31 protein-coding genes and 2 pseudogenes are annotated in these 24767 nt (G+C 46.5%); 11 read left to right on the forward strand and 22 right to left on the reverse strand.

Annotation, left to right across the window (positions count from 1 at the left end; all coding sequences use genetic code 11):
* The first annotated feature begins 6 nt into the window (after positions 1–6).
* Positions 7–1686, forward strand: coding sequence for a sulfatase (locus PVE98_RS05420; RefSeq protein WP_096073560.1), 1680 nt, complete (start codon positions 7–9; stop codon positions 1684–1686).
* 81 nt (positions 1687–1767) lie between these two features.
* Here PVE98_RS05420 and PVE98_RS05425 read toward each other — a convergent pair whose 3' ends face one another.
* Positions 1768–2991, reverse strand: coding sequence for an anaerobic sulfatase maturase (locus PVE98_RS05425; RefSeq protein WP_096073559.1), 1224 nt, complete (start codon positions 2989–2991; stop codon positions 1768–1770).
* Positions 2992–3255: 264 nt separating this feature from the next.
* Between PVE98_RS05425 and PVE98_RS05430 the strand changes: the two are divergent.
* Positions 3256–3645, forward strand: a pseudogene (locus tag PVE98_RS05430) (antiterminator Q family protein).
* A gap of 142 nt (positions 3646–3787) precedes the next feature.
* Here PVE98_RS05430 and PVE98_RS05435 read toward each other — a convergent pair.
* Complete coding sequence (locus tag PVE98_RS05435) at positions 3788–3979, reverse strand: hypothetical protein (RefSeq protein ID WP_096073558.1); 192 nt, start codon at positions 3977–3979, stop codon at positions 3788–3790.
* Positions 3980–4141: 162 nt separating this feature from the next.
* Between PVE98_RS05435 and PVE98_RS05440 the strand changes: the two genes are divergently transcribed.
* Entirely contained in the window at positions 4142–4363 is a 222-nt protein-coding gene (locus PVE98_RS05440; RefSeq protein WP_096073557.1) for a hypothetical protein, read from the forward strand.
* Positions 4364–4371: 8 nt separating this feature from the next.
* Here PVE98_RS05440 and PVE98_RS05445 read toward each other — a convergent pair whose 3' ends face one another.
* Complete coding sequence (locus PVE98_RS05445; protein ID WP_407568552.1) at positions 4372–4593, reverse strand: hypothetical protein; 222 nt, start codon at positions 4591–4593, stop codon at positions 4372–4374.
* A gap of 82 nt (positions 4594–4675) precedes the next feature.
* On the opposite strand from PVE98_RS05445, the gene PVE98_RS05450 reads away from it, so the two are divergent.
* Positions 4676–5644, forward strand: coding sequence for an IS5-like element IS903B family transposase (locus PVE98_RS05450; RefSeq protein WP_013087110.1), 969 nt, complete (start codon positions 4676–4678; stop codon positions 5642–5644).
* A 736-nt stretch (positions 5645–6380) separates the two neighbouring features.
* Here the strand turns inward: PVE98_RS05450 and PVE98_RS05455 are convergent.
* On the reverse strand, positions 6381–7394 hold the full coding sequence (locus PVE98_RS05455; protein ID WP_096073555.1) for a hypothetical protein: 1014 nt from the start codon (positions 7392–7394) through the stop codon (positions 6381–6383).
* A gap of 341 nt (positions 7395–7735) precedes the next feature.
* On the opposite strand from PVE98_RS05455, the pseudogene PVE98_RS05460 reads away from it, so the two are divergent.
* Positions 7736–8191, forward strand: a pseudogene (locus tag PVE98_RS05460) (replication protein P).
* Between the two features lie 293 nt (positions 8192–8484).
* Positions 8485–8862: an Ltp family lipoprotein gene (locus tag PVE98_RS05465; RefSeq protein ID WP_096073553.1), complete on the forward strand. Its 378-nt coding sequence runs from the start codon at positions 8485–8487 to the stop codon at positions 8860–8862.
* A 364-nt stretch (positions 8863–9226) separates the two neighbouring features.
* On the opposite strand, the gene PVE98_RS05470 is transcribed toward PVE98_RS05465, so the two are convergent.
* Both PVE98_RS05470 and PVE98_RS05475 read right to left on the reverse strand, forming a co-directional pair.
* Entirely contained in the window at positions 9227–9547 is a 321-nt protein-coding gene (locus PVE98_RS05470) for an ASCH domain-containing protein (protein ID WP_096073552.1), read from the reverse strand.
* Positions 9548–9862: 315 nt separating this feature from the next.
* Positions 9863–10426, reverse strand: coding sequence for a hypothetical protein (locus tag PVE98_RS05475; RefSeq protein ID WP_333620405.1), 564 nt, complete (start codon positions 10424–10426; stop codon positions 9863–9865).
* A 396-nt stretch (positions 10427–10822) separates the two neighbouring features.
* Here PVE98_RS05475 and PVE98_RS05480 point away from each other — a divergent pair, with 396 nt between their 5' ends.
* Positions 10823–10927, forward strand: coding sequence for a replication protein P (locus PVE98_RS05480; protein ID WP_407568592.1), 105 nt, complete (start codon positions 10823–10825; stop codon positions 10925–10927).
* On the forward strand, positions 10902–11192 hold the full coding sequence (locus PVE98_RS05485) for a replication protein P (RefSeq protein WP_187143657.1): 291 nt from the start codon (positions 10902–10904) through the stop codon (positions 11190–11192). Before PVE98_RS05480 ends, PVE98_RS05485 begins: the two co-directional genes overlap by 26 nt.
* Positions 11193–11405: 213 nt before the next feature.
* On the opposite strand, the gene PVE98_RS05490 is transcribed toward PVE98_RS05485, so the two are convergent.
* From PVE98_RS05490 to PVE98_RS05510, 5 genes are all read right to left on the reverse strand, one after another.
* Positions 11406–11975: a hypothetical protein gene (locus PVE98_RS05490; protein ID WP_127908388.1), complete on the reverse strand. Its 570-nt coding sequence runs from the start codon at positions 11973–11975 to the stop codon at positions 11406–11408.
* Between the two features lie 683 nt (positions 11976–12658).
* A complete protein-coding gene (locus PVE98_RS05495; RefSeq protein ID WP_096073548.1) occupies positions 12659–13543 on the reverse strand; it encodes a hypothetical protein in 885 nt (294 codons plus the stop codon).
* Complete coding sequence (locus PVE98_RS05500) at positions 13540–15039, reverse strand: AAA family ATPase (protein ID WP_096073547.1); 1500 nt, start codon at positions 15037–15039, stop codon at positions 13540–13542. Before PVE98_RS05500 ends, PVE98_RS05495 begins: the two co-directional genes overlap by 4 nt.
* A gap of 352 nt (positions 15040–15391) precedes the next feature.
* Entirely contained in the window at positions 15392–16501 is a 1110-nt protein-coding gene (locus PVE98_RS05505; RefSeq protein WP_096073546.1) for an ImmA/IrrE family metallo-endopeptidase, read from the reverse strand.
* A gap of 9 nt (positions 16502–16510) precedes the next feature.
* The gene (locus tag PVE98_RS05510) at positions 16511–17230 is read right to left on the reverse strand and encodes a hypothetical protein (RefSeq protein WP_096073545.1); all 720 of its coding nucleotides are present in this window, start codon (positions 17228–17230) and stop codon (positions 16511–16513) included.
* Positions 17231–17691: 461 nt separating this feature from the next.
* Here PVE98_RS05510 and PVE98_RS05515 point away from each other — a divergent pair, with 461 nt between their 5' ends.
* Positions 17692–18081 (forward strand): antiterminator Q family protein, encoded by a 390-nt coding sequence (locus PVE98_RS05515; RefSeq protein ID WP_096073544.1) that lies wholly within the window; start codon positions 17692–17694, stop codon positions 18079–18081.
* Between the two features lie 110 nt (positions 18082–18191).
* Here PVE98_RS05515 and PVE98_RS05520 read toward each other — a convergent pair whose 3' ends face one another.
* Positions 18192–18449 carry a hypothetical protein gene (locus PVE98_RS05520; protein ID WP_096073543.1) on the reverse strand — a complete coding sequence of 86 codons (258 nt, stop codon included), beginning with the start codon at positions 18447–18449 and terminating at the stop codon, positions 18192–18194.
* Positions 18450–18841: 392 nt separating this feature from the next.
* On the opposite strand from PVE98_RS05520, the gene PVE98_RS05525 reads away from it, so the two are divergent.
* Both PVE98_RS05525 and PVE98_RS05530 read left to right on the forward strand, forming a co-directional pair.
* The gene (locus tag PVE98_RS05525) at positions 18842–19216 is read left to right on the forward strand and encodes a hypothetical protein (protein WP_127908387.1); all 375 of its coding nucleotides are present in this window, start codon (positions 18842–18844) and stop codon (positions 19214–19216) included.
* Positions 19217–19226: 10 nt separating this feature from the next.
* A complete protein-coding gene (locus tag PVE98_RS05530) occupies positions 19227–19694 on the forward strand; it encodes a hypothetical protein (RefSeq protein ID WP_313620403.1) in 468 nt (155 codons plus the stop codon).
* Between the two features lie 388 nt (positions 19695–20082).
* On the opposite strand, the gene PVE98_RS05535 is transcribed toward PVE98_RS05530, so the two are convergent.
* The 10 genes from PVE98_RS05535 to PVE98_RS05580 all read right to left on the reverse strand — a co-directional run bounded on the left by PVE98_RS05535 (position 20083) and on the right by PVE98_RS05580 (position 24668).
* A complete protein-coding gene (locus PVE98_RS05535) occupies positions 20083–20409 on the reverse strand; it encodes a TA system toxin CbtA family protein (RefSeq protein ID WP_007869731.1) in 327 nt (108 codons plus the stop codon).
* A gap of 20 nt (positions 20410–20429) precedes the next feature.
* Positions 20430–20747, reverse strand: a complete 318-nt coding sequence (locus PVE98_RS05540; protein WP_007869729.1) for a type IV toxin-antitoxin system YeeU family antitoxin — start codon at positions 20745–20747, stop codon at positions 20430–20432.
* Between the two features lie 13 nt (positions 20748–20760).
* Positions 20761–20988: a DUF987 domain-containing protein gene (locus PVE98_RS05545; protein ID WP_013098172.1), complete on the reverse strand. Its 228-nt coding sequence runs from the start codon at positions 20986–20988 to the stop codon at positions 20761–20763.
* Positions 20989–20996: 8 nt separating this feature from the next.
* Positions 20997–21473 (reverse strand): DNA repair protein RadC, encoded by a 477-nt coding sequence (gene radC, locus PVE98_RS05550; protein WP_013098171.1) that lies wholly within the window; start codon positions 21471–21473, stop codon positions 20997–20999.
* A 15-nt stretch (positions 21474–21488) separates the two neighbouring features.
* On the reverse strand, positions 21489–21947 hold the full coding sequence (locus tag PVE98_RS05555) for an antirestriction protein (RefSeq protein ID WP_013098170.1): 459 nt from the start codon (positions 21945–21947) through the stop codon (positions 21489–21491).
* Positions 21948–22050: 103 nt separating this feature from the next.
* Positions 22051–22290: a DUF905 domain-containing protein gene (locus tag PVE98_RS05560; RefSeq protein ID WP_007869725.1), complete on the reverse strand. Its 240-nt coding sequence runs from the start codon at positions 22288–22290 to the stop codon at positions 22051–22053.
* Positions 22291–22313: 23 nt separating this feature from the next.
* Positions 22314–23135, reverse strand: coding sequence for a DUF932 domain-containing protein (locus tag PVE98_RS05565; protein WP_007869723.1), 822 nt, complete (start codon positions 23133–23135; stop codon positions 22314–22316).
* A gap of 126 nt (positions 23136–23261) precedes the next feature.
* Positions 23262–23558: a hypothetical protein gene (locus tag PVE98_RS05570; protein WP_015386464.1), complete on the reverse strand. Its 297-nt coding sequence runs from the start codon at positions 23556–23558 to the stop codon at positions 23262–23264.
* Between the two features lie 43 nt (positions 23559–23601).
* Positions 23602–23874, reverse strand: coding sequence for a hypothetical protein (locus PVE98_RS05575; RefSeq protein WP_007869719.1), 273 nt, complete (start codon positions 23872–23874; stop codon positions 23602–23604).
* A gap of 56 nt (positions 23875–23930) precedes the next feature.
* Positions 23931–24668 (reverse strand): DeoR family transcriptional regulator, encoded by a 738-nt coding sequence (locus PVE98_RS05580; protein WP_013098169.1) that lies wholly within the window; start codon positions 24666–24668, stop codon positions 23931–23933.
* Positions 24669–24767 lie beyond the last annotated feature (99 nt).

Raw genomic sequence — 24767 nt, forward strand, 5'->3', positions numbered from 1 at the left:
AAGAAAATGAAGCGTAATTTACTGGCTGCACTGATCGGTATGTCCTGTCTGGCCGCGACCACTACGGCAACATACGCCTGGGGCGCACAGGAAAAACCCAATATCGTCTATATTCTCGTGGACGATCAGCGCTATGACGCTATGGGCTTTATTAACAGCGACGCCGTTACCCCCAATATGGATGCAATGGCGAAAGAAGGGACTTATTTTAAAAATGCCTTTGTTACCACCTCGCTTTGCGGACCCAGCCGAGCCTCTATTCTGACCGGCATGTATGCGCATAATCACGGCATGGTGGACAACAATAAAAACGATAACGTGTACGGCCTCGATTTCTTCCCGCAGCGCCTCAAGGCGGCTGGCTACCAGACGGCATTTTTCGGCAAGTGGCATTTCGGCGGCGTAGAGACCGAGGCAAAACCCGGCTTTGCCGGTTTTGATCGCTGGGTGGGCTTTATCGGCTCCAACGCGCAGGGCAATTATTATCCCATCAACGAGTTTGGCAGCGCCTCCGAGCTAAATGTCGATGGCAAAATCGTTAAGCAGAAAGGATATATCACCGATGAGTTGACCGACTATGCGGTTGACTGGATGGAGCACCGCGATAAATCGAAACCCTTTATGCTCTATTTGGGTCATAAGGGCGTACATGCCGATTTTCTGCCCGCGCCGCGCCATATCGGCAAGCTGAAAGGCAAGGTATTCAAAAAACCTGATTCCTGGGTCAATAACGCTGCGAACTATGAAGGAAAACCGCGCTGGGTTAAAGACCAGCGCAATAGCTGGCACGGTATCGATTTCCCCTATATGGAGAACATGGAGTACAACAGCTGGCTGGAGAGTTATTACGAAACGCTGATGTCGGTTGACGAGAGCGTCGGACGTATCCGGCACTATCTGAAAGCGCATGGCCTGGATAAAAACACCATCATCATGGTGATGGGAGATAACGGCTTTATGTTCGGCGAACATGGCCTGACGGATAAACGCAACGCTTACGAAGAGTCGATTCGCGTTCCGCTGCTTGCCAGCGGGCCGGGATTTGATGCGGGCCGCGTGGTAGAGGACGTAGTCGCCAATATCGATATTGCGCCAACCATTCTGGACGCCGCTGGCATCGCCAAACCGAAAAATTATGACGGCTCCAGCTTCCTGGCGCTGGGCAGCGGCAAGGCGCCGGCCGAACCGCGCAGTAAAACCTTCGTCTATGAATACTTCTGGGAATATAACTTCCCCTATACGCCAACGACCTTCGCTATTCGCGGCGACCGCTATAAGTACATCAACTACTATGGCGTCTGGGATACGGAAGAGCTCTACGATCTGAAAGCGGATCCCCAGGAGATGCATAACCTGATCAACGCGACCGATCCCGCTATTGTGAAAATTAAACAGGCGCTGCGTCAGGAGCTGTTCAACAAGCTCAGCGACCACAAAGGCAAGAACGTTATTCCTTATAACGCCAGACTTTCCGAAGGCATCGTTCAGCGCTACGAAGATCACGGCAATGGCGTGAAAGCCGCTGATTTCCCTAAAGGCTGGATGCGGCCTTACGGTACCAGCGATAAGTTTGTCGGCTTCCTGCCGGACACGCCTGATAAAGCGCAAAAGCTGCAAAAAATGAGCGAAGCCATGCAGAAAACCAGGGAATATATTAAGCAGCAGTATATGAAAGAAGAGCAATAACGCTCTCACAGCTAAGGCGGAAAGACCATTTTCCGCCTTAGTTTTATCAGGCGCCTGATGCTGCGTAGCAGCCTGGCGCGGCTAGCGGTTTAGCAACATCGCTTGCATCTCTTTCTTCATCCGCGTTGGCGACGCCTCTTTTCTCAGCAGCGCATAAAGACGATGCAGCGCGGGTACCACATGGCTCAGGTGAATGCGGAAACCTTCGCAAAGATAGTGCTTATTGGGTTTGCCATCGCTGGAGAGCGCGAAGCGCTGTTTTGGGCAGCCGCCATTGCAGGCCTGCAAAAAAGGACAGCTCAGACAATCTTTGCTGATATCGGCCGCTTTTCGCTGGGCGAAGGCCAGATTTTGCGGTGAGTTCACCATTGCGGCGAGATCCTGTCGATGGATATTGCCGAGTTTGTATTCGGGATAGACGAAGTGATCGCAACAGTAAACATCGCCATTCGCCTCCACGATGGGATTGGCGCCGCAGGTTGCGCCAATCACGCAGGCGCTTTGCATGCCGTATAGCTGCGCCAGCGTTTGCTCAAAATTCATTACGAAGATCTGTCCGATATCCCTGATGGCCCATTCATCAAAGATCGCATTAAGAAACGCACCCCAGGCCTGAGGAGAGACGGACCACGGCTCGACGCGACAGGCGCCTGAAAACGCTGGCGGGATCAGGGTAAGGCCATCCGCAGCCGGCGTCGATGCCCGACGTTCTGTGAGCGGGATAAACTGCATATAGCGACTACCGATGCTTTTCAAAAACCGGTAAAGATCAACGGGCCGGCGAACGTTGACGTCGTTAACCACGGTAAGCGTATTAAACTGAACGTGGTAGCGCCTCAGCAGGGCGATTCCCTCGAGAACCGCGTCAAAGGTGCTTTTGCCCGCTCGCGTCATACGGTACGCGTCGTGGCTGGCGCGGTCGCCATCTATCGATACGCCGACCAGAAAATGGTGCTCGCGGAAAAATGTCGCCCATTCCTTATTTAAATTAACGCCGTTGGTCTGAAAGAAATTGTTAACAGATTTTGCACCGCGATATTTTTTCTGAAGCTCGACGGCGCGAAGATAAAACGCAATGCCCAGCAGGGTGGGTTCGCCGCCCTGCCACAGGAAATCCACCACATCGCCCTGCTGCGAAGCGATATGCGACGCAATATATTTTTCCAGCGTTGCATCTGTCATGCGCCAGTTTTGTTTTCTCTCTGGATAAAGTTTCTCTTTTTCAAGATAAAAACAGTATGCGCAATCGAGATTGCAGAGTGACCCTGACGGCTTCGCCATCAGCTGAAAATTCTCTATTATCATTTGGCGATCCTTTTTTATTTTCAGGAAAAATAAGTGTTGCCAGATGTTGTTAGGTTTTCTGTTAATAACAGGTTTCGCCCAGCTAAGGTCACGATCGCTAAAAATATACCGCCATCTCTGGAGATGAAAAAGCGTTTTTGAAAGGTGGGTTTCGTTATGTTATCAAAGTCAATGAGCGATCGGTTTATGTCAGGGCACCAGTCTGCTTTTATTAAAATGCAGTAAAACATACTTAATTTAACCGGTAAATTTTAGAAACGCATTTTGCCTGGTATCAGACAAATGCTAGAACGCTGGGGAGACCAGGTTGCCGGTAGCCATTAAGTTGTCTGGTGGCCGTCAGCCGCTGCCGGGTTCGCTAGCATCATTCCGACAAATATTAAAAGCCGCCAGAAGCGCTGTGACGATGACGGAAAGATTATCTCTGACATTATGGCCAGACTGCACCGTAAGTATCCAGTCGCGCACGATCTGCTTTTCGATGACTACATCTTTGGCAAAACATTTATGCAGCTGGCACGCTCGCATGATTGCTCTGATACGTATATCGGTAAGAAGCTGCAGAATGCTGAGGGAAGGAGGGATAGCTATATGATGGCGCTGGATATCAGGCTTGAGATGGACGCAGATGTCTGGCGGAAAGCAGAAGCCTGAATACTGGAAATCAGACAATGATTTATCCAGGGGATACAACAAGAGCAGGAAAATACTACTTTAGCTAGCTTCCAAAATAATGGTCTCATGCTCTTGCCATATTTTAATGAACTTAACGCACGCACAGCCTGTTGTTGAGTGCTTATCGATAAGGCGCATTAGGCCATTTCATATAAGCAAAAACGTAGAGCATTATGAAATGCAGCCCTGGCATCGAAAGGATGAGAGCCATCTTCCAGCCAAAGCCCGCCTTCTGAGCCATGCGATAGCATGGTATGAAAGTAAGAAACCAGATTACCAGTGAAAGTGAAGCGAGTGGATTAGGCTTTTCCATTAATGTTCTCCTTTATCATTACAGTCATGAGGTATCGGCAGGCAAAACGAGTTCTTGAGCGCGTGTGCAACTGGAAAAGCTTTACGTACCGGCCAGCAACGAGAAAGCCCTGAATCACGTGGCGCACTTGAAGGCGCTAATCAAGTCGAAAAGGAGCTCCTCATGGCCAAAGTGACACAGCTCATTCAGACGCCTTCGCTCACGGAGCAGGCCCGGCAGATGATCTTGGTGGTTATCAGTCTCGTTGAAAAGCAGGAGGCGATCCCAGACGCGTATCCGGACCGGCTAGCCGTAGTCAGCATGCTGGCGTGGGAAACCCTCAGCTTGATTTTCCTAACCGGGGTAGAAGTTGTTCGGGGAAGCTTTGCTGACTTTGAATTGTGACGAAGGGGTCAGTGACAACTGAAATGAACGAGGTAATTGCCATATTGTGACTCAATAACAAACTCTTCGTGCAGGGAGCCATACCACACTGGTGGGCTGGTGATGAGGCTAAAGAACAGTGCATCACCGGTCATTTCATTGAGATCATCTATAAAATTTGCGAGGAGGTTTTGCTTGAGCGATGAAGGCAGAAGCTGGGTATCCGTATGCTCAAAGAACCATGATGCCACTGTCTCCATAAATATTTTTTGAGAACATGCTCTAAGTTGTGGATGCCAGTGGCTTTGTTGAATAAATCGAACTTTTGCTGAGTTGAAGGATCAGATCACGTATCTTCCCGACAACGCAGACCGTTCCGTGGCAAAGCAAAAGTTCAAAATCACCAACTGGCCCACCTACAATAAAGCCCTCATCAACCGTGGCTCCATAACTTTCTGGCTGGATGATGAAGCTATTCAGGCCTGGTATGAGTCAGCAACACCTTCTTCACGAGGCAGACCTCAGCGCTATTCTGACCTTGCCATCACTACTGTGCTGGTCATTAAACGCGTATTCAGGCTGACCCTGCGGGCTGCGCAGGGCTTTATTGATTCCATTTTTTCTCTGATGAACGTTCCGCTACGCTGCCCGGATTACAGCTGTGTCAGCAGGCGGGCAAAGTCGGTTAATGTCAGTTTCAAAACGCCCACCCGGGGTGAAATCGCACACCTGGTAATTGATTCCACCGGGCTGAAGGTCTTCGGTGAAGGCGAGTGGAAAGTCAAAAAGCATGGCCAGGAACGCCGCCGTATCTGGCGTAAGCTGCATCTCGCCGTTGACAGTAAAACACATGAAATCATCTGCGCTGACCTGTCGCTGAACAACGTTACGGACTCAGAGGCCTTCCCCGGGTTAATCCGGCAAACCCACCGGAAAATCAGGTCAGCCGCCGCCGATGGCGCTTACGATACCCGGCTATGTCACGATGAACTGCGGCGTAAGAAAATCAGCGCGCTTATCCCTCCCCGAAAAGGTGCGGGTTACTGGCCCGGTGAATATGCAGACCGTAACCGTGCAGTGGCTAATCAGCGAATGACCGGGAGTAATGCGCGGTGGAAATGGACAACAGATTACAACCGTCGCTCGATAGCGGAAACGGCGATGTACCGGGTAAAACAGCTGTTCGGGGGTTCACTGACGCTGCGTGACTACGATGGTCAGGTTGCGGAGGCTATGGCCCTGGTACGAGCGCTGAACAAAATGACGAAAGCAGGTATACCTGAAAGCGTGCGTATTGCCTGAAAACACAACCCGCTACGGGGGAGACTTACCCGAAATCTGATTTATTCAACAAAGCCGATGCCAGTATGCAGCCGGAAACTTATCTGTGATAGACGAATGATACATCGCTAAGGACGTCAGCAAACTGTCGCTTTCCTCAAGTTTAATCACAAAATAATCAGACACGCGGTTTGCCGTATCATTCATACAGCCTACAGCCCGCATAAACCCTGTAAGTCGTTCCGCATACTTATCCATTTTTCCTCTTTGAGCGCGTTGCCATATATAAGTTCAAGAATAAGATTTTATATAAAAAGTAACGATTCAGGACATTAAAACATTTTTCTAAGTGCACGCGTTAGATAAAGTGAGAGGCAATGAAAATTTAAATCGCTTCCGACTGACTAAAAGAAGCTGCCAGAGCAAAGTCCGCTTCTGGTACAGAACGGTCTGGTGTAGTTACGTTGGGCATGTACGCGCAGTGACCACTGAAACTGGCTCAGAGGCTGGTGGAGGAACGCCAGCATAAGGTGAGCAAAGCACCGCGACGTGACGTTAATGTGATACCTGATACCGGTTATGAGATTCCAGAAGGATTCCGGTGTAGGTGAGAACGACAGAAGTCATGGTGCACTTAGTCCGGTATGAGCGAGGAGCGGAAGTTATCATTCGTTCTCACAACTGTTGGCGGATGCACCCATGATAAAATAATATGTACTGTAACGAAAATGGCAACAGGCACACCAATGTATGTGTGTTAATTGTCAATTTTGCTTTTTAAGTCGGCTAATGCATATCTTCCACGTTCTGCAACTGATTGTGATATATCAGCAGCCAATATATTTGCCAGTTTAAATACTTCATCACCAATACTGCCTAATTCTTTTATGAGCATTTCGCCAGCTATACGCCGAACCATTGGTGAGCGGTCGGTTGTTGCCATCCTCAAAATATCAATAAAGGGACGAGTTGTAGGTATTACACGTTCTTTTAAGGCGGGGATACGTCGCCGTATGCCGTATGCTTTGTCAACCCACTGCCATGTCAGCCCTTCAGCCCAAACAAATTTACTTTCAAACTGACAACGATACGCTTTGGCTCGCAGGGAGGGTTGAACTGATTTTTCTGAAATCTCAGGTAAAAATTTATCCAGAGCTGTTGTGCGCCCTGCCTGCACAAATATAGTGGCGACAGGTCCTGAAGAGGATGTCAGAAGCCGTTTTTTTAAAGCATTAGTTACTTTCTCCATTAAAACAACTTTCATGAGTATCTCTTTTTCGATATCACCCATTCTTCCCCAGGAATCCCAGTAGGGAAGAATTTTAAATAAGACATCAACAATAAACTCAGGGTCGGATTCTTTAGCAACCAATGGCAAAGCATCACGAGCTGCAGCTCTTACCTGTGGAACCCAGTCATTTAGCTTCCGAACAACTAAAGCTAATAAAAAACTATTTGGTGCCCCGCCTGATAATGTCCTCAGCGCTCTTTCGCGTCTGAAACCATCAGCGCTACATATGTCCATCCATCTAAGTGACCCGACCTGCTGGAAATCATTGTTACTTTGCTTCTGATTGTAATGCCTAAGAGAATACGACATCTCTGCTCTAATTAATCGTTCCCATTCATCGAGGCCTTTTAAAGATAGCTTTGAGGTGGCCGTGATGAACTTTGATATATCTGGTCTTATTCTTTGATATAGGATGTCAAAGGTAAGTGCTTTTTTAATTGATTCGATGATTTCTTGCTGAAGGCTATCCTTCGGTAACATGAGTCAGCTTCCCTTATAAAGTTTTATAGGCTCGCACTTCTTCTAAGGCGACAAAGAGTTAAAGTCAAGAATCATTTGTCTTTTGAATTTTTCTTAATATAAGGTTTCCCTACTAAAAGGGGCCCGGCGTGGATGGTATCAGCGCGCAGCCGGACAATCGTGGTTTCTACTCAACTGCGGAGCAGCTGGTAGACATAATTTTTCGAAGTCTGAAGCTGGTATTTCCGGCATCCATCAGCACCACACTGAAAGATCCAAGGGATGAAGCAGCAGCGAAGCGTCAATAGATCGCCGCGTTCGTCGAAAACGGCATCACCTCCAAACAGCAGCTATCAGCAGGGATGAAGCGAGCGCGTGCCAGCGGTTCACCGTTTTGGCCATCACCTGGGCAGTTCATCAGCTAGTGCAAGGACGTTGAAAATGGCGCTGCAGGCTTGCCGGATAAAAATACGCTTTATGAAATAGTCATGCGCTACAGTGCACGATGCGGTTTATACAACTCCCCAGAAGCCTATCCGTGGCAAGCTAATGCGCACTACTACTGGATGGTTACTGGCCTGTACAACACGATGCGCGCGCAGGGGCTTTCTGAACAGGAGCTGCGTCTGAAGTGTCGCAGTGAACTGCAGAAAATCGCTGCACGCATCCAGTCTGGTGAGTTGATTCCGCCACCTCGCCCTCAGGTTGAGAAGCTATATGTGCCAACCAGTACCGAAAGGGCAGTGGCACATATCAGGCATTTGAAGGCCTTGCTCAAAGCAAATGGCACAAAGCGCCGGAGTAAACTTCTGGTATGAGCGAAAAGCTGACGTCAAAATGAAAGCTACAGGGAAGGCCTGCCACGTTAAACATAACATCTCTTAATCGACTCAAGTTCATGTCTATCTTGCCGATAAGCACAATGCATTTTACAAATTTTTTAAAATCAACGGAGTATTCAATGGCAACGATCATGCACCGGGCTAATTGCTTGAATTAAAAAGCATGAATGGACAAGTCGTACTGGATATGGAACGCCAGATTACTGCCCAAAATGTCGAAGCCGTCGAATAGCAACAAGCCCAATCGGATAAACTAATGGAGTGATAAAATGGGTTTTATGAAGACAGTACTTACTGCAGCTTTGTTTGTCGCAGCGCCCACATGGGCGGGAGATTTAACTGGACCTCAAAATAATGCTGCTAGATCTGCGAAGCAGTATCTCAGTATGACGGGCTTTTCACGGGACGGACTTATTCATCAACTCTCATCGGATGCAGGGGATGGTTACGATATTTCTGACGCTACGGTAGCAGTGGACAGCCTGAATATTGATTGGAACCAGGAGGCGGTGAAATCTGCGAAGGAGTATCTCAGTATGACGGGCTTCTCATGCAAAGGCCTCATTAAGCAACTTTCCTCAAGTGCCGGAGATAAATACACCGTTGACCAAGCAACATACGGGGCAAAACAGGCAGGTGGCTGCTAAAAAACGGTGTGGTTTAAGTGACGGTTACACTCGAATCACCGAATTTCATTGCGCCGGAGTTTGCTTCATCCGCATCCTGGTTTTATTAACCTAGGATAATTTCCGTTTTCCAAGTGGCCCCCTCTAAGGAAATTTTAAATGGTAGGAATAGTTAACCTTCCGCATACTTGCCCAAAATGCAGAACGACTACTGCACACACTGCTGGTGAGCTTCAGGCGCTTTTTGGTTTTAGAACCATACCTTCAGGGGCAACAAATCAAAGTTGGTGCCGGGATTGTCGTTCTAGTAACTGAGCTAAAGCCCTCCGGGGCTTTTTTGTACCTGGATATCACCCGGAACTACCCTAACATCACGGCCACGAACTTACGCCGCAGGCGGTAAATGGTGGATGACCGCAACTTCGGAATCCATCTCTATGCACAGGTAGTGCTCACGCATCCCTTCCAGCAGTTCAGCATTCGGCCATTCCGCCCTTTTTCCAAGCCTGGTCGCAACGTTAGAAAGCGGAATTTTTTCAACGTGTGTGACACACACCATGACCCTGTCAAAGGCATTCTGCGCGTTTACGTAAAGCATAGGGCCCGGCACAATTTCGCGTTCCCGCCATCGAATGGTATGACGCTTCCTGCCTGCGCGAACGTTCGGCAGCAGGCTAGGCACGATTTCAAGATTCTGCAATGACACGTTACCTTCGGTGACCTTCCTCCAGGTATTAGATACAACGATCAGCTAGTAATGTCGGTTTTTGACGAATGGATCGAATTTAGTCTTAAACAGGTTAATTATATAGCAAAGCAAAGCGTATATTTTAAACGTCCTCTTTTGGCACAAAGCGGACGGGACTGGTTGTCAGATCTACTATGAATGGAAAACGGGCTTGGAGACGCGTTAGTATCCCGAAGACATTCATATGGAGCTAGAGCTATTTAAATTTTAAGTATAAAAAATTTAATTAGGGAACCAAACGCGACTGTCGTGAAAACCTTATGCCCACTCTTTTTATCCTGCATCTTGTTCAAGATTGTATTTTCTTTGTTCGATATCCCATGGAATTGCAGGTTGTTTGCGAACAAGTTTCCTTTTGCTGTTTGAGAAGAAATAAGTTCTGAGTTCTAAAAAATGGCGGCTTTTTTTCGCTTGAGGCTCATAAGTGATAAGAAAAAAAATTAAAGGCCGGCTGGCTTCACTCCATATTCTGCTTGCTTTTTCAATAACAATATTGATGTTTTCATGCTGACAATACGAGACAAATGTGGAGAAATAGCACTTGTCGTTTTTTTCAAACAGCTTATCTAACTCGTTAACGCTGTCTCTGTCTGCCTGATTATACTCCCACTCAACATAGGTTAAAATTTGATTATCTGGGTATCGTAAGACCGCATCGGTACGCCCGCCTTGTTCAAAAAACGTTCTCGCGCCCATCAACTTTGCACACTCTCGCATGACCAGGCCAACATGAATGGTCCAGTTGGAACGGTTGATATATTCACCTTTGAACACAGGAAAATCTTGATACCACACACAGTTAAACAGGCAGATAAAATCGCGCTCTACTCGCTTCAACGCAACCCCCTTTTCAATAAATGGTTTGTAAACTGATAAGTAATATCTGATATCGGCTATTCGGTACGATACATTAGGATTTAAATATCTGGATTGCGTTTTTTGTGCTTTTTGGTTGTTAACTCGGCTTGATTTCACATGTATTACTTATCCGGAGCTGGTCGTCCTGCCATGAAGTGAATACAGCTAGCTTTAGGCACAAAGCCGACTTAAGTATCAAAACCTCATTTTTACTCTAGGCACTGATGTGGAGCTGGATTGGAAGGGCATAGTATCAAATGTCTGGGAAGGCTGTAAGCTGGAGAGTGACAGCACTTTTCTGGGATGCTGGGAAGATCAGAAATTGGGAGTCAACTAGACGAAGAAATTCATACGAAGCAGCAACCGTCGGCTGGAATGAAGCATGCGCGTGCGAGCGGTTCACCGTTTAGGCCATCACCTGGACAGTTCATCAACTGGTGCAAGGACGGTGAAAATGGCGCTGCAGGCTTGCCGGATTAAAATACGCTTTATGTGCGCTACAGTGCACGACGCGGTTTATATAACCCCAGAAGCCTATCCGTGGCAAGCTAATACGCACTACTGGATAGTTACTGGTCTGTACAGCGCGATGCGGGCGCAGGAGCTGACGGAGCAGGAACTGCGTGTGAAGTGTCGTGGCAAGCTGCGTAAAATGGCTGCGCGCATCTGGTCTGGTGAGCAGATTACGCCGCCTCGGCGTCAGATTGAGAAGCTATACGTGCCAGCCAGCATTGAAAGGGTATAGCCCATATTAGGCAGCTGAAATATTTGCTCAAAGAAAATAGCATAAAGCGCCGGAGTAAAATTCCGGTATGAGCGAGGAGCGGAAGTTCACGCTTATTATTGTTGCTGATGTATAAATTACTAAGGTTACGATATATCAACTGATGAGAGGCGGGTCAATCTATAATATCTTAATCGTCCCTTCGGACGACAAGAAAAAATATGACATCGTAAATTATTTGAGAGAATCAAGGCTTTCCAGCAGTTCTTTCCATTCCTTAGATGCAAACAATTTTTTTCTGTTAGATAAATTCCTCCGTATAACGATTTCCAATTCCCCACCATATTGAATTAGTTCATCTACGTTGAGTGAGCTTTGTATATGCTGGTTGCATCTGGCCGATTGTAAGCAGAGATTATTTACATTGTGAGCCAAATCATTATTTTGATTTATAGAGTTAATATGTCCCCACTCGTATTTTATATAGTTAAGATCCCATCCTTTTTTTGCTGGCGAATTCCAGCAGTAAGGGAGGCCATTCTCTATATGTATGTGAAAAAAAGGTCTGCAATCTTGGCATTTAAAGATGAGGTCTACAAATTTAGTTAGCAATTCCGGGCATCTTTTCCAAGTTACCTTTTGGTAGCCTGCTTTTTTTAAGTGTGGTATTACCGATTTGTAACATCTTGAGATATCTATAGTGTAAGCATCTTCACCAAAATTTAAAATATTTTCCCTATGTTTTTTCAAATCTAAAGTGCTCTGTATTTTTTTCTTTAATTCTTTTTGCTCGGTTTTGTTCATTTTTTATCCTTTTGGTGTTTTTTTAGAGATCCTAGCTGTATGGGTAATTAGTATATAAAAAAAGAGAAGGCGCAACTATTTTTGTTTTTTTATGTGATTGTTCGTTCCGTTTATTTAGTATAATGTAACACGCTCAGACACTCTACAAAAGTCCCTTGTCCGATCCGGAGGCCTTTGGTGATAAGGCCGTATTTCTTCTCCTAAATAGTGAAATTCCGCTCTGATGGATTCTGCGCATCTGAAGCGCTATGAGCGAAACTAGATGGCGAAAAATCTTGATCCAAGAGAAGCTCTAAACACAATGCCTACTGAATAAGTGTAAAAGTGGCTTCTCAAGTTCAGCTATATCTGGCACGAAGCGGACAAGCTTACTGGCTAAATCTCCGCTCTGAGCGATGAGCAGAAGTTCGCTTAAAGGGTAACCTAATCTACATATCTGAGAATCTCTAAAAAAGAATTGTTCGGTTTGCCGGGATACTCACAGTAGTTCCTCAAACTTTTTTGAGGGCTTACTAGGCTAGATAGAAAACTAATGATTTATTTAGCGGTTCATCAGGTAAGTAATTATGCCAGCAGAGACAATTTATTTTTAATTAGGGTTGATAGTTGTCATCTTGATTAAGCTTTATGATTAACAGGGATAGGGCCGCTTAAAAAGAGGCCCATATTTAATATCGCCTATATCAATCCGATGGAATAGCTCCAAATTTTAATAATCCTTGCCCTGTATGGGTCTGAAGCAATTCGCTTAATTCACAACCTATGCGCAGACGCTCTTCTACAAATTGCTGCGAAACAAAATTCTTTTGATATTTTTGCCTTAGATGTTCGGTCAGCATCAAAGAAACATCATGACCACGAGAAAGTGACCATTTTGCTGTATGCTTACTGTTGATATTCTCAGCCGCTTCGACCAGTTCATCAATATCTAATGAGGTTGACCAGTTTTGAATGCTAGCTTTTATCTTTTCATCATCCACCGCCAGTGATATGGCGTCGAAAAAATCAATTATATTCAATCCATTAAGTATGGTTTTTTCTTCATTGCCACCAGTCATTTTGTAATCAGCAGCTCTATACTTACCAATAATCCTTGATGCAGTTTCAATTTTATCTTTTAAATAATCTATCTCATCATGAGGAAGATCTAATCTTAAATTGGATAAGAGTTTTTTTAAAGCTTTAGAGTTGAAGATGAATATATCCAAATCGTTATAAATATGTTCATTGTTATTACTAATGAAAAAATACTGCACACCAGATACTGTACCAATTTCAGTGGTTAGATCATAATCTATGTCGGCTAAAAAAAATGATGATTCTATGTATTTTTGCGATATGCGGTCGTTTTTAAAATACCTGGCTATTCCTTCAACGACCTCTTTGCCTACAAAACCGTCAAATCTAAAGCCTTTATTAATCCATGGCTGCAAAAAACTTTTATCGTTAACCCCTTCAACAAAAATAGTTTTTTTACCTTGGCTTCTAAAAGATTGTATAGCTGCACCAACTAAAACAGATGGTTTCTCTTGATATTTTTTTAAAGAGCTTCTGTGTGTATTATTCATAAATTGCCGCCATCAGCATGCTGTTCAGCTAACTCGATAACATTTTCCCACCTACCACCTATAAGAATGTGTGAGTGAGTTGCCATAATAACGGTGAAGTCCTTTATGTTTCGTATGTCATTTATTATATCGATAAAGTCTTCTTGCCATGCGGGATGGAATGATATTTCAGGCTCATCAATAAGCACAACGTCGCCTTTTGTAGCACCAAAAACAAGCTTGCCTAACATGACTATAAGGTGTTGCTCGCCAGAGGAGAGGCTGCTTAAATCAATTTGTACATCTTTTCTATTCAAAGGTGAAATTGAAAACCCATTCTCGAAATTAATTTCAACTTTTTTGAAAGAGAGTAATTTGTTTACAGAGTTTTTAAAGAGATTTAATTTTACCGCTAGGTTGTCAAGCACTTTATATTTAAGTTTGATGTCATCTAAGTAAACTTTTAAAACCGTTAGCCCAGTACCTTCATGTTGATAAGAAAAAAACTGATTTAGCTGTTCTGTTGTTCTTTCTTTTTCGTTGGATAAAATACCAAGGGAAGAGAACCGCTCTTCATATTTTTGTATGTCTTTTATTGACTTCATAACTTCTTCAACTCTTGCTGGGCCTTCTCCACCTTGAAGACTCTGTATCAAGCGTTGTGGGAAAGTAGACTCACGCCTTCTTCCTAATTCAAATTGATTTCTAATGCCTTCTTGAATTTTAGATTTAACGTCATTAGCAAGAATGTTAATCATAGATTTGTTGGACAAGCCAGCACGTCTTCTTGAACTGGCATTAGGAAAGCGAAGGTCTACACTTGAATATTCGCTCACTTTTATTCTATCCGTAGTAATGTAATAACTTTTAATTTTTTTTGTTATTTCATCTACCCAGTCTATGTTAGGAATATCTTTTCTGGCTAAAGCTGACCCACCACAAACTCTAAGAATTGACTCTTTGTTATACAATTCACCGGTTATTTCATTTTCCCAGCGATCGTAAGCTACTCGATTAATGTAAGGGAATTCATGAGAAAATTTAGTCCATAATTCATCAACTCCACCTTCAGAATCTATGTCGATAATTACCGTTTTATTTTTTCTGTTTGTAAGATCGGTGATGGAAATAAGGTTATTCATTTTTTTTATTTGGACGAGGTGAACACGGTTATTAACCTTTGTGATCAATTCATCGTCAAATAAAAATTTATCTTCCTGAACTTTATGATAAAGGATATTTTCATTATAAAACTCATCATCAATATTTATTGATGTCTGGTTTGCTTTTTTTTCAGTGCTCTCGATAAGAAAAGTTATCTCACTAAACACTTCAGAAAAGAAGGAAAAGTAACTTGCATTTGAGAAGCTATAAATAAGTCTAAGAACGGTAGATTTCCCATATCCATTGGGGGATGTTATAATGTTAATATCATGATTAAAAGAAAAAGAGTAATTAAACTCTTCAAAGAGGCCGTCTATTTTCATTCCTTTTATTTCAAGTTTTTCTTCTTTCATTTTTTCTCCAAGACGACAAGTTCTTGTCAGATATGATCAATGCCAAGATAAAATCTTTTAAATTATAACCCATCTTTCGGCTGCACTCCAGCATTACTTAGTTTTTAATATTTGATTGAAAGCGCAAATCTTTAATTAAATGATAAAATGAGAGTTTGAGAAATTAATCAGGTGTCATGGGCACTAAGCCCATTAATTTGTTATCTGAAAAGTATTCCCAGGCCGCTTAAATTGATTAATAAAAACAGAATAACTTGGTTATTTGGAAATATTTAGGAAGATTGAATTTTAGGACCGGTACAACCTTACACTATTTAGGAATTTCTACGGCGGATTGCCGCCGTAGAGTTTTTCATTTGACAATACTTAGATGTGAAATATTCTTAAGCGCATTAGCTCGAAAACTATCACCCGTTAACGCTTCCATAAAGAAACGGTTATTAAATGTTAGTGCGCTTAACTCATCTAAAGGAAACCTTAGCTGTTCAAGGATTTCTATGCGTTTAGCACCCTGAGAACGCAATGCGGAAAAAACCTTATCTAGAATCAATGATTCTTCACGGTCAGGCATACCTTGAGGTTCTTTAGTGCGGTATCCACGTCTGTTCAACTCAATGGATAGCTGCCGGTAATGCCATTCAGTTGATAACCCTAGATCCAAAGTACGACGAACCAGAGCAGCAAGCGAAACTTTCCAGTTCTTCTTTAAAGAAATCAGATGGTCTAATTTTGGCATCCTGGGTACTGAAGCAAGTATACTTCGTTCAGGCATCAGAAAAGCTGACGCGAAGCGGTCTGCATCGAGTTCAGCCTGGCGTCCGTTGTTACTGGAATGCTTATGTAATACCAGATGCCCTAACTCATGAGCGGCGTCAAAGCGGCTTCGTTCAGGAGTTTTCATTGTATTAAGCAGTACAAAAGGTTTTTCATCCATCCAAAAGGAAAATGCATCTACTTCAATGCAGTTTTCTGCAAGTGAAAAAACTTTTACTCCATTTGCTTCCAGTAAGTGGATAATATTTGATATTGAAAGTTCACCAATTCCCCAAGCCTCCCTCACAGCTCGTGCAGCACTCTCGGGTTCGGAATAGTCATCAAAACTACAATTAGGAACGTTTGTTTTGGGTAGTTGGAATTGACCATCTATCCACGTTGACAATTCCTGAGCAAGCTTACCGGCACCAATAGCTGAGTCGCGTTTCTGCGCGCTCAGCTTTGTCATTGCGCGAAAACTAACTGCTTCATAAGGTAAGGTCGGGACATGTTTGTCCCTGAAAAAATCGATAGGATAATTTAATACAGTGGAAATCCTTTCCATACTATCGCTGGCGATTTCATCAAATATACCAGCTTTTTCATAGTTAGATATCGTTTTACTGGCTAGGCCTGCAGCTTCCGCTAACCCTTTTTGTGTCAGCCCTCTCCGTTCTCTTGCTATACGTAAACGTTCTGAGTTAAACATGATGCATCTTTAACCTGTTTTAAAAATATCGAGATCAATTTTGGGTGTAAATTGTGGTAATTCACTATTGCGGAAAAGAGCATCTGTTTGATTCATATCAAGAATCAATCGTGTTGAAAAGCTATTCACTACATTATTGTCATTGTACGAAAGTGGACGGGACAACTCCGCACGGATACCTAGGCGATTAAATTCATCCAGTTCATAAAATTCGTAAAGCAAGAACCATAAGTCGCGTCCGATTTTGTTCGGTAGTATTGGGATTACATCCATATCTGGCTGGTCGAACTCTAGCGTAAGCTGACTTTCATCCAGTGAAAGCTTACCCTGTCCAGGAGCGTTATTATGAATCAACCCCATCAGCTCACAGGTAAAGTCTCCCTTGGGTGAGTTTGACTCAGGGTAACCAAGCTCTAAACCTGTTTGGCTACAGCCATGGCAAATGTAAATAGCAACCTTATCGCTAATAGTGAGCTCTACGTTTCGCACAGATAAACGCTCAAACCCTTTAGGCGCAAGTATTTCGCGCGCAGCGCTCACAGCTTCTCCATAAAAGAATTGGCCACGCGAAGTTAATGGGTGGTTCAGTGTCGTTGAGTAGCGACCAGACAAACCGCGCTCAAGAATTTGCGTCAGATCACTCTGGCTAAGATTCAAACTATTAAGATAAGATTCTACATCATGCTGGGCAGTCAAAATTTCATTTTTGATAAGATTTTGTAAAGACATTGGTAGACATTCCTTTTGCTATTTTCCGTTTTTTATACCTCATTCGAGGTGAAAAAACAAGAAAATAACTGGGTGAAATAACAGCTGCATTCGCTATTGCTCGAGTCAGAGAAAGTAGACTAGTTCCGGGTGCTTACAGACCTGATCTGGGCTGGCTGTCCTTTGCAATGGATCGCGGAGGGCATTTGAGGCACTAAATCTACCCCCTTGAATGGAAGTAGGGAGCAGAACCAAGACATGCAGCCGAGAGGCGATTATCGCATACTGCGCCTGAACATAGCTGTTCCTAACTCTCTTCCAAAAGTGCCCCCTTCAAGGCGTGTTCCGGTGCAGCTCCTCCTTGACAGGTTTTTCACGCATTATTCAAACCTGCGCAACTCTGACTTTCTCAAGTAACGTTCATCAATGAAACGTATAATCGTTTTCCTTGGTTCGGTTCAGGCACGATGGAGACCAGAGTGATGCGTAATATTCAAAAGGTACTTGAACGATGGGGGGCGTGGGTGGCTGATCATCATGAAGCGATCTGGTGGCCTTCAGTCGCTGCCGGTTTCGCTAGCATCATCCCGACAAAAATTAAAAGCCGCCCGAAGTGCTGTGACGATGACGGAATGATTATCTCTGACATTATGACCAGACTGCACCGTAAGTATCCGGACGCGCACGATCTGCTCTTCGATTACTACATCTTTGGCAAAACATTTATGCAGCTGGCACGCGAGCATCATTGCTCTGATACGCATATCAGTAAGAAACTGCAGAATGCTGAGGGAATGGTTGATGGCTATCTGATGGCACTGGATATCAAGCTTGAGATGGATGCCGATGTCTGGCGGAAAGCTGAGGCCTGAATATTGAATATAAGAAACTGTTTGACAGGTTTATCGCAGCTTTAAACGAGTGGTTATATATTTTTTCAATATAGGAAAAGTAAAAATATACATTTGACCAGTTAAATAGCCTATTTAAGCAAAGCTTGCACCATTGCTAAAAGACGCTGATGCATAAAGATAGCTTCCCAGATTGAATCCTGCGTATCACCATCCCAGTCCGGGCAAACGGCAAGCTCTGCCCGGAACAGCTTTAGTCTGATGTGGATTGCTGCTACTTCATCTCGATGACACTTTTTTGCAATTAACGTAAGTTCTTCATCAGTGATGCGCCTGTACGATGATTGAGCATCACGAATACCTTGAAACAAGCGAGATAATTTATCCATGGTTCAGCCTGTGCTTTGTGGGATAGGTTTGTTCAATGCTTTCACTAATGCAAAGCGAGTGATTGAGGAACGCAGGCGTCACAATAAATCTCTTAAAGTCCCGGGGCAACGCTCATCAGCTGAGAAAACCACCGGCTGAAATCAGAGTGCATGCAGAATATCACTGCTGAAGGCTTTACGATCGTAAAAAAGCAAATATCATGGTAAGAGTGCTATCAATGGCATGAAGCTTATTGCTGTAGTAAATCATCGTCACTACTGACATGCCGCTGATAAGAACTCTAATATCTCACTAGCTACCAGGCATTGCTACTGCCTGATTCTTTTCGAGCTCAGGCTGTCTTTCCCTGGTTTGCTATGAAGGGTAAGATTGTTCTTTTCAAGGAGGAAATATGAGATTCAAATGCGCACTTTTATTACTACCCTCTTTAACTGCATTTGCAGCCTGGGCTGATCCTGAAACTTCAGCTAAGGATTTGTGCGAAATGGAGTGGCGAATAACAGACAGGTCATCCTCTACAAAGCTCAGTGTTCAGCAGATAGTGCTCGATGAAGTTAAGGCATTTAAAGCAAACGGCCATTCGCTTTCTGAATACTCGATAGATGAACAAGACTTCATAAAAGTATCGGTAGAGGGGGGAGAAGGCTTCAGGAAGATGGTCGGAAAAATGACCACTCCATATCCAGAAGCCAGAGATTTTTTTAGAGAAAGAATGATGCCGTTATGCATTAAAAATGTTTTAAAAAGACTGAATAAGGCTTCATGACGCATCTCTGATGTACAGGCTTAAGGCTCGCTTCGGCGGGCTTTTTTTATACCCAGAGTCGCCGCTGGTTCCCACCGCGCACCCTGTGCACGCCAACGCGCGGCTTTTTTCTTCTAACCCATCGTTGCCACACCAGAAAGGGCAGAGTATGCATCATATGGATTCTATATCTCATCATATGCCGTACTGGTGGTCTGCGTGTCTGGCGTTCTTCTCAACGCTGACGCTTTACGACTGCGTTATTTGCATCGGCGCAGCGATCTCCGCGTTCTTCACGATCAAAACTTATTATGCTTCGCGACGCGAAAGGCGACAGCAGCTGGAAGAGGAGCGCAAGCGAACAGAGGTGCTCAGAGCCTGTCTGGATAGCGTCATCATTAAGCCGGAAAGCGAGCTTACGACGGCTGCTAAAGTCATAGTTAAAGCAGTAACTAAAGCAACAGAAGGCGAGAGGATGGACGATATGACTTATCTTTAGGTTTAGCGGCGTCGATCTGCTTTACCGTAAGCATGTTCCGGGGACGAGTGTTGCTGTGCCCACAATATGCCCGCAAAAAAATGGCGTAGTCAATACTTGCCGGTTCATGGCGGTGCTGTTCAAACAGGAGTGGAATCAGGCAGGGCGCGGGTTTTGTTCGTGTCGGTAGAGGCAGGTTCAGGTCAGGATGGTGTCCCCCCCTGCAGACTTCGAATATGTATGGTTTATTTGTTGATAGTTAAGGTTTATTTGTTGTTAATAAAGTTAAGGGGCCCCCAATAAGGCCCCCAAAAGTTATTTTGACAGAATTCATTGAATAATAACTAACCGTCTTTGGTTCGATTCCGCTTAATAGATATCGTACTCGAAAACTTCATCTTACCATATCTCAATGAGATCCTCGTAAAAGACCTATTGCCTGTCTTGCCCTCAGAATATCGACAGCCCGAAGGTAAGGGGATTGTTCCTGCCAGCGAAATCCCTTCCTGTCGATACGGACCAGTTCGTATTTTTCCACCAGAAAATTCACGGCATCTGACAGGGTGATACCGGCATCGATATGTTGCTGTATAACAACTTCATCGCTGAATGGGGTGTCGTTTATTGTCAGACCGTAGTGCTGTTCCAGCAAACGCGCCAGTAACATTTGCCAGACAGCCACGGGTGACAGGCAGGGCTTCGCTGCCCGCTGAGTTGTTGCAGGTAAAGTTTTCATGTTTGCTCTCGTGAAGGTAATTAACGCTGAGTGGGATAAATGGCGATGTATACGTAGCCGCAACTGCCAAGGGTGTCGGCTTCACAGGTAAAACCGTTGTGGTACAGGGTGACGCAGTGGGCATGTTGGGGGCTGAGTTCACCGGTGGTCAGCATCGATTCCATCTGGCGGATAAAGTGTGGGAATGTGTCATCCAGCTTCCGGCATTCGGCGTCACTGAACATACCGGTGATGCTGGCCCGGTCAGCCAGGTAGTGCAGCCGGTTGCCCTCCTGTACCAGACGGGCTCCCAGGCGCGGCGTGATAGCCCGCTGCAGGCCCCAGATGATGTGGGTCATGGGGGCTCTCCTTTTATTGTAAGTTCAGGGTAATACTCATCAGGCAGGCATAAGGCCCGTTGCGGTCCTGGCGGCGTTCGGCGTATACCGCGAGGACTCCGGTGATATCCGGAACGTCCCTGCCGGTGTAATGACAGACGCTGCCGTGCCACTGATATTTTCCGCTGCTGTAGCGAAAGATCCGGGACTCAGGATGCTGGCGGTATATCGTCATTGCCCGGCGTTTACTGATAATTTTCATGTCATACCTCACAACAGACCGTGTTCTGCGAACGAATAGATTTGCCTGCCGCCAACAATCAGGTGGTCAGGGACGCGGATATCCACCAGCTGAAGCACCTGCACCAGTCGCTGCGTGAGGGCTTTGTCAGCCTGGCTGGGTGTTGTCTCACCGGAAGGATGGTTATGCGCCAGTATCACCGCCGCCGCGTTGAAATGCAGAGCACGTTTGACCACTTCCCGGGGATGGACTTCAGTGCGGTTAATCGTGCCGGTGAAGAGCGTTTCATGGGCAATCAACTGATTCTGGTTGTCCAGATACAGCACCCGGAACGCTTCCCGCTCAAGTGCGGCCATATGCAGTCGCAGCCATTCACGGACAGCATGGGTGGAGGTGAAGGCCACGCCGGGCTCATGCAGGTGCCGGTCCAGCGCCCTGAGCGCCCGCTGGATGAGACGCCGGTCGTGTGGCGTCATCTCGCCGGGTAAAAAGGAAAGCTGTTTCATTCGTTGTTCCTCCGGTCAGTCGATGATACGCAGAATGGCGTGGGCTTCAGGATGCTGCAGGGCGTAGTCCCGCAGGCGGTAGAAGTGTGCGGTCATTGCATCGCATTCGGTGCGACAGGCATGGTGGCTGTATTCAATCAGGCAGACCGCGATACCGGCGGCTTCTGCACTCATATCTGCATCGTTGCCATTCAGACAGTTAAACAGATGCCATTTATCGTCACTGTCATACTCGGGGGCCATAAATGCCCCGCTGTTGCTCAGGGTGTGGAACGACCAGATACCACCGCCGTAGGTCGTACAGAAGCGGTCCATCCAGGCGAAGATATGCGGCTCCAAGGTTAGCCACTGCGGTATGCTGCCGAAGTGTTGCGGCCAGAAATCGATACGCTGTTCATCGGGGACTGGCGTGACGGTCAGTTCAAATTCGGGTTGGTTAGCGGGTGCGAGGTCGTACTGCGTCTGCGTTGTCATGGATATGTCTCCGTCAATAAAAAACGCCAGCGGCGAGGGCTGGCGTATGGGGTTAACAAAGCGTGTTCGGGAAGGTGAGATGTCGCGGGTAAATGCTTCGGGGTCAGCGGGTAACGGTGTCTTTGTGGATGCCATACTGCCGGATGTAGCCGTTAAGACCTTCACCGGCATCCGGTTCAAAGTTCCATGCCCGCCAGACCGTCCGGCCTTCGGTGTCGCGAACCACCAGGCGGAAGTGACTGCCCTGGTCGTCTTCAATGGTGATATTACGGTACAGACGGATAAGGGTTTCGGCCTGCTGACGTGAGAACGAACCGGGAGGCAGGGTTAACGATTCAGTCATGGTGACTCCGGATAGTCAGCGTGTCAGGACGCTAGGTGCAGCATATTCTCCGCCATGACCCAGAGCGCCCGGTTGAGCTTCACGTCCCCGTCAATCCCCTTTACCGCACGGGTATGAGCTCGCTTGCCTTTGGTCGTTCTGCCCGGCAGACCGCCCTTAATCAGATTCTCCTGAATGCGCTGGTAGGTGGTCCACAGGTCGTTACTCTCATCCTGCCAGCGGCGTGGGGAAAGTATCTGTGATTCCGTCACCGGCTGGTGGTCTTCGCGAAAGCGGTACGTGAGCGCCGCTTTGGCCAGTGCCTGCTGTGCTGGTGGCGGTAACAAAAGCGATTGCATGGCATCGCGCTTCTCCTCCACACGGTCGAATATCCCCAGTACTTCGTAAGCCCCTTCAATGACTTTCTCCACCACATTGCCTTTATGTGGCACACGTACCTCACCAAAACTCTCACCGCAAATCAGCCCGTTCTGGCAGACTGCACGAAACAGCCCCGGCAGCATCTGGTATGAGCTGGAGCCGTCATGACTGTTAAGCAGGATGATTTCAGGGACCTGTTTGCCAGTGATCTGGCCTTCGCGACGCAGGCGCAGCATGTGTTTGGTGTGCTCTCGCTTGCTCTGGTCCCGAACCCGGGTCTGGCAGGCAAAAAATGGCTGGAAGCCTTCGCGCTGAAGGTTATCGAGAAGGGTAATGGTCGGAATACAGGTATAACGATCACTTCGGGACTCATGCTTGTCTTCGCTGAACACACTCGGTACATAATGCATTAACTCCTCACGGGTTAACGGACGGTCACGGCGAATAAGATTTACCGCACCAAAGCGGCTGGCTAATCGGGTCATGGCGAGACTCCTGTGAGAAAAAAACAAACGAAAACGGCCTGCTCAACTGAGCAGGCCGTGGTAGGGGGTTAAACAGCAAAGTGTGCGGAAGGGGGAATACCCGTCGTTGAGTTTGTCGCGGGAGGCTCAGGCCCGGATACCCAGTATGCTCATGGCGACCATAAATCCGATGAACCAGCCAATAAACTGGGGCAATACCGCCCAGAGCAGACGGGCCTGAATGACGGCACCGGTACTTCCGTAAACCGCATCCGGCATGATCCATTTTCGGATGAGATTACCCAGCCAGACGCCCAGGCCCGGCAGGACACACTGCAGCACGGCGGCCCATGCTGAATACCCGAACCCGACAATACGGGTATCAACAACCGTGATAATCAGCCCCACTAGGGTTGACAGGCTGAGACAAAGGCTCAAAGGCATAGCAGCCCTCCTTAAACATGGCAATTTCCATAAACTCAGTGAGTTAGTTTGTTCTGTCGTAAAACAGCCCGTCGTTCCGGTTGCGAAACATCATGCCTTGGCAGGTATAGGGCATGTCCAACTGGACATATTTTCGGGTGACCATACTCTGATACGTGCAGATTTTCTGTGCCCCGCCCGCGGCGCTGTTCTCCGTTCTGACCAGACGGAATGCCTCGTAATCACTGTATCCAGCCTGGGCTACGGTGGGGATAAAAAGACTGACACTGCTGAGGGCCAGGGCGCTGGCAATCATGCGACGATAACGCGGATGCATACGGTGTTTCCTTATTAAGTAGGTAATAGACAACAATGAAAGGGATGGCCTGATGGTCACCCCGTCGTGTTAGTTGCAGCAGGGCTCTTCTCCTCTGTTAAAGGTGGCGCAGAATGGGATGCAGCCATCACGTCGTGCATGACCGGGAAATGAGGCAGCGCCCGGATGAAGGCCACCTGACGGGTGAGTTGACATACCGTATCACGACGCTCGAAGCCCTCACTCAGGACGGTGATGGCGGTGATCCCGGACAGCGGCAGAACAACGATCCTTCCGTGCTGCTCACCGACCAGATACAACGCTCCCTCAAGGAAAATAAGCCGGTACGGTGCCAGGTGTTCAGCCCGCACACCGTCAGCCAGTTCCCGGATGCACTGCTGCTGAATGATGGTATCGACCAGTCGGGAAAAGAGACCGGGGCGGACGGGGGCGCTTTCGGCGTCCTCCTGCCAGACCAGACAGGATGAGATATCCTCACTGTCCGTTAGCGTGTTTACCAAGCGAAGGTCCGTTTCTGGAAACACCTGCTGAAGCCCAACATTGCGCATAAAGCACAGGGTTCCCGGGGCACGCTGTGCCATACCGGGATCTGACAACAATCGGCAGTGCCCATGACGGTACTCAAGGTTCAGATATATCAGCCGCTCACGAAAATCGCGGCGCAGGGTGCGTACCGAGACACCAAACTCGACTGCCAGTGTCTTCACGCTCAGTGTTTCGCCTGCCAGCAGACGACTGATAATGAGAGACAGTCTGACCGCCAGTCGGTCATAGCGGTGCTCAGTCTGTGACATGGCATGTTCTCCATCGTGATGAACGTATTGAAAAAGATGTGATTACTGTAAACAGGGGGAGGGTCAGGGTATGGACAGGGCGAAAAATATTTTTATCAC

The organism is Pantoea sp. GABEPS69 (genome assembly GCF_045780835.1).
Lineage (GTDB): Bacteria > Pseudomonadota > Gammaproteobacteria > Enterobacterales > Enterobacteriaceae > Pantoea > Pantoea septica.

Coding starts and splice junctions, on each gene's coding strand:
- PVE98_RS05420 (WP_096073560.1), top strand. CDS start 7: ATGAAGCGTAATTTACTGGCTGCACTGATCGGTATGTCCTGTCTGGCC.
- PVE98_RS05425 (WP_096073559.1), bottom strand. CDS start 2,991: ATGATAATAGAGAATTTTCAGCTGATGGCGAAGCCGTCAGGGTCACTC.
- PVE98_RS05435 (WP_096073558.1), bottom strand. CDS start 3,979: ATGGAAAAGCCTAATCCACTCGCTTCACTTTCACTGGTAATCTGGTTT.
- PVE98_RS05440 (WP_096073557.1), top strand. CDS start 4,142: ATGGCCAAAGTGACACAGCTCATTCAGACGCCTTCGCTCACGGAGCAG.
- PVE98_RS05455 (WP_096073555.1), bottom strand. CDS start 7,394: ATGTTACCGAAGGATAGCCTTCAGCAAGAAATCATCGAATCAATTAAA.
- PVE98_RS05465 (WP_096073553.1), top strand. CDS start 8,485: ATGGGTTTTATGAAGACAGTACTTACTGCAGCTTTGTTTGTCGCAGCG.
- PVE98_RS05480 (WP_407568592.1), top strand. CDS start 10,823: ATGAAGCATGCGCGTGCGAGCGGTTCACCGTTTAGGCCATCACCTGGA.
- PVE98_RS05485 (WP_187143657.1), top strand. CDS start 10,902: ATGGCGCTGCAGGCTTGCCGGATTAAAATACGCTTTATGTGCGCTACA.
- PVE98_RS05490 (WP_127908388.1), bottom strand. CDS start 11,975: ATGAACAAAACCGAGCAAAAAGAATTAAAGAAAAAAATACAGAGCACT.
- PVE98_RS05495 (WP_096073548.1), bottom strand. CDS start 13,543: ATGAATAATACACACAGAAGCTCTTTAAAAAAATATCAAGAGAAACCA.
- PVE98_RS05500 (WP_096073547.1), bottom strand. CDS start 15,039: ATGAAAGAAGAAAAACTTGAAATAAAAGGAATGAAAATAGACGGCCTC.
- PVE98_RS05505 (WP_096073546.1), bottom strand. CDS start 16,501: ATGTTTAACTCAGAACGTTTACGTATAGCAAGAGAACGGAGAGGGCTG.
- PVE98_RS05510 (WP_096073545.1), bottom strand. CDS start 17,230: ATGTCTTTACAAAATCTTATCAAAAATGAAATTTTGACTGCCCAGCAT.
- PVE98_RS05515 (WP_096073544.1), top strand. CDS start 17,692: ATGCGTAATATTCAAAAGGTACTTGAACGATGGGGGGCGTGGGTGGCT.
- PVE98_RS05520 (WP_096073543.1), bottom strand. CDS start 18,449: ATGGATAAATTATCTCGCTTGTTTCAAGGTATTCGTGATGCTCAATCA.
- PVE98_RS05525 (WP_127908387.1), top strand. CDS start 18,842: ATGAGATTCAAATGCGCACTTTTATTACTACCCTCTTTAACTGCATTT.
- PVE98_RS05530 (WP_313620403.1), top strand. CDS start 19,227: ATGTACAGGCTTAAGGCTCGCTTCGGCGGGCTTTTTTTATACCCAGAG.
- PVE98_RS05535 (WP_007869731.1), bottom strand. CDS start 20,409: ATGAAAACTTTACCTGCAACAACTCAGCGGGCAGCGAAGCCCTGCCTG.
- PVE98_RS05540 (WP_007869729.1), bottom strand. CDS start 20,747: ATGACCCACATCATCTGGGGCCTGCAGCGGGCTATCACGCCGCGCCTG.
- PVE98_RS05545 (WP_013098172.1), bottom strand. CDS start 20,988: ATGAAAATTATCAGTAAACGCCGGGCAATGACGATATACCGCCAGCAT.
- radC (WP_013098171.1), bottom strand. CDS start 21,473: ATGAAACAGCTTTCCTTTTTACCCGGCGAGATGACGCCACACGACCGG.
- PVE98_RS05555 (WP_013098170.1), bottom strand. CDS start 21,947: ATGACAACGCAGACGCAGTACGACCTCGCACCCGCTAACCAACCCGAA.
- PVE98_RS05560 (WP_007869725.1), bottom strand. CDS start 22,290: ATGACTGAATCGTTAACCCTGCCTCCCGGTTCGTTCTCACGTCAGCAG.
- PVE98_RS05565 (WP_007869723.1), bottom strand. CDS start 23,135: ATGACCCGATTAGCCAGCCGCTTTGGTGCGGTAAATCTTATTCGCCGT.
- PVE98_RS05570 (WP_015386464.1), bottom strand. CDS start 23,558: ATGCCTTTGAGCCTTTGTCTCAGCCTGTCAACCCTAGTGGGGCTGATT.
- PVE98_RS05575 (WP_007869719.1), bottom strand. CDS start 23,874: ATGCATCCGCGTTATCGTCGCATGATTGCCAGCGCCCTGGCCCTCAGC.
- PVE98_RS05580 (WP_013098169.1), bottom strand. CDS start 24,668: ATGTCACAGACTGAGCACCGCTATGACCGACTGGCGGTCAGACTGTCT.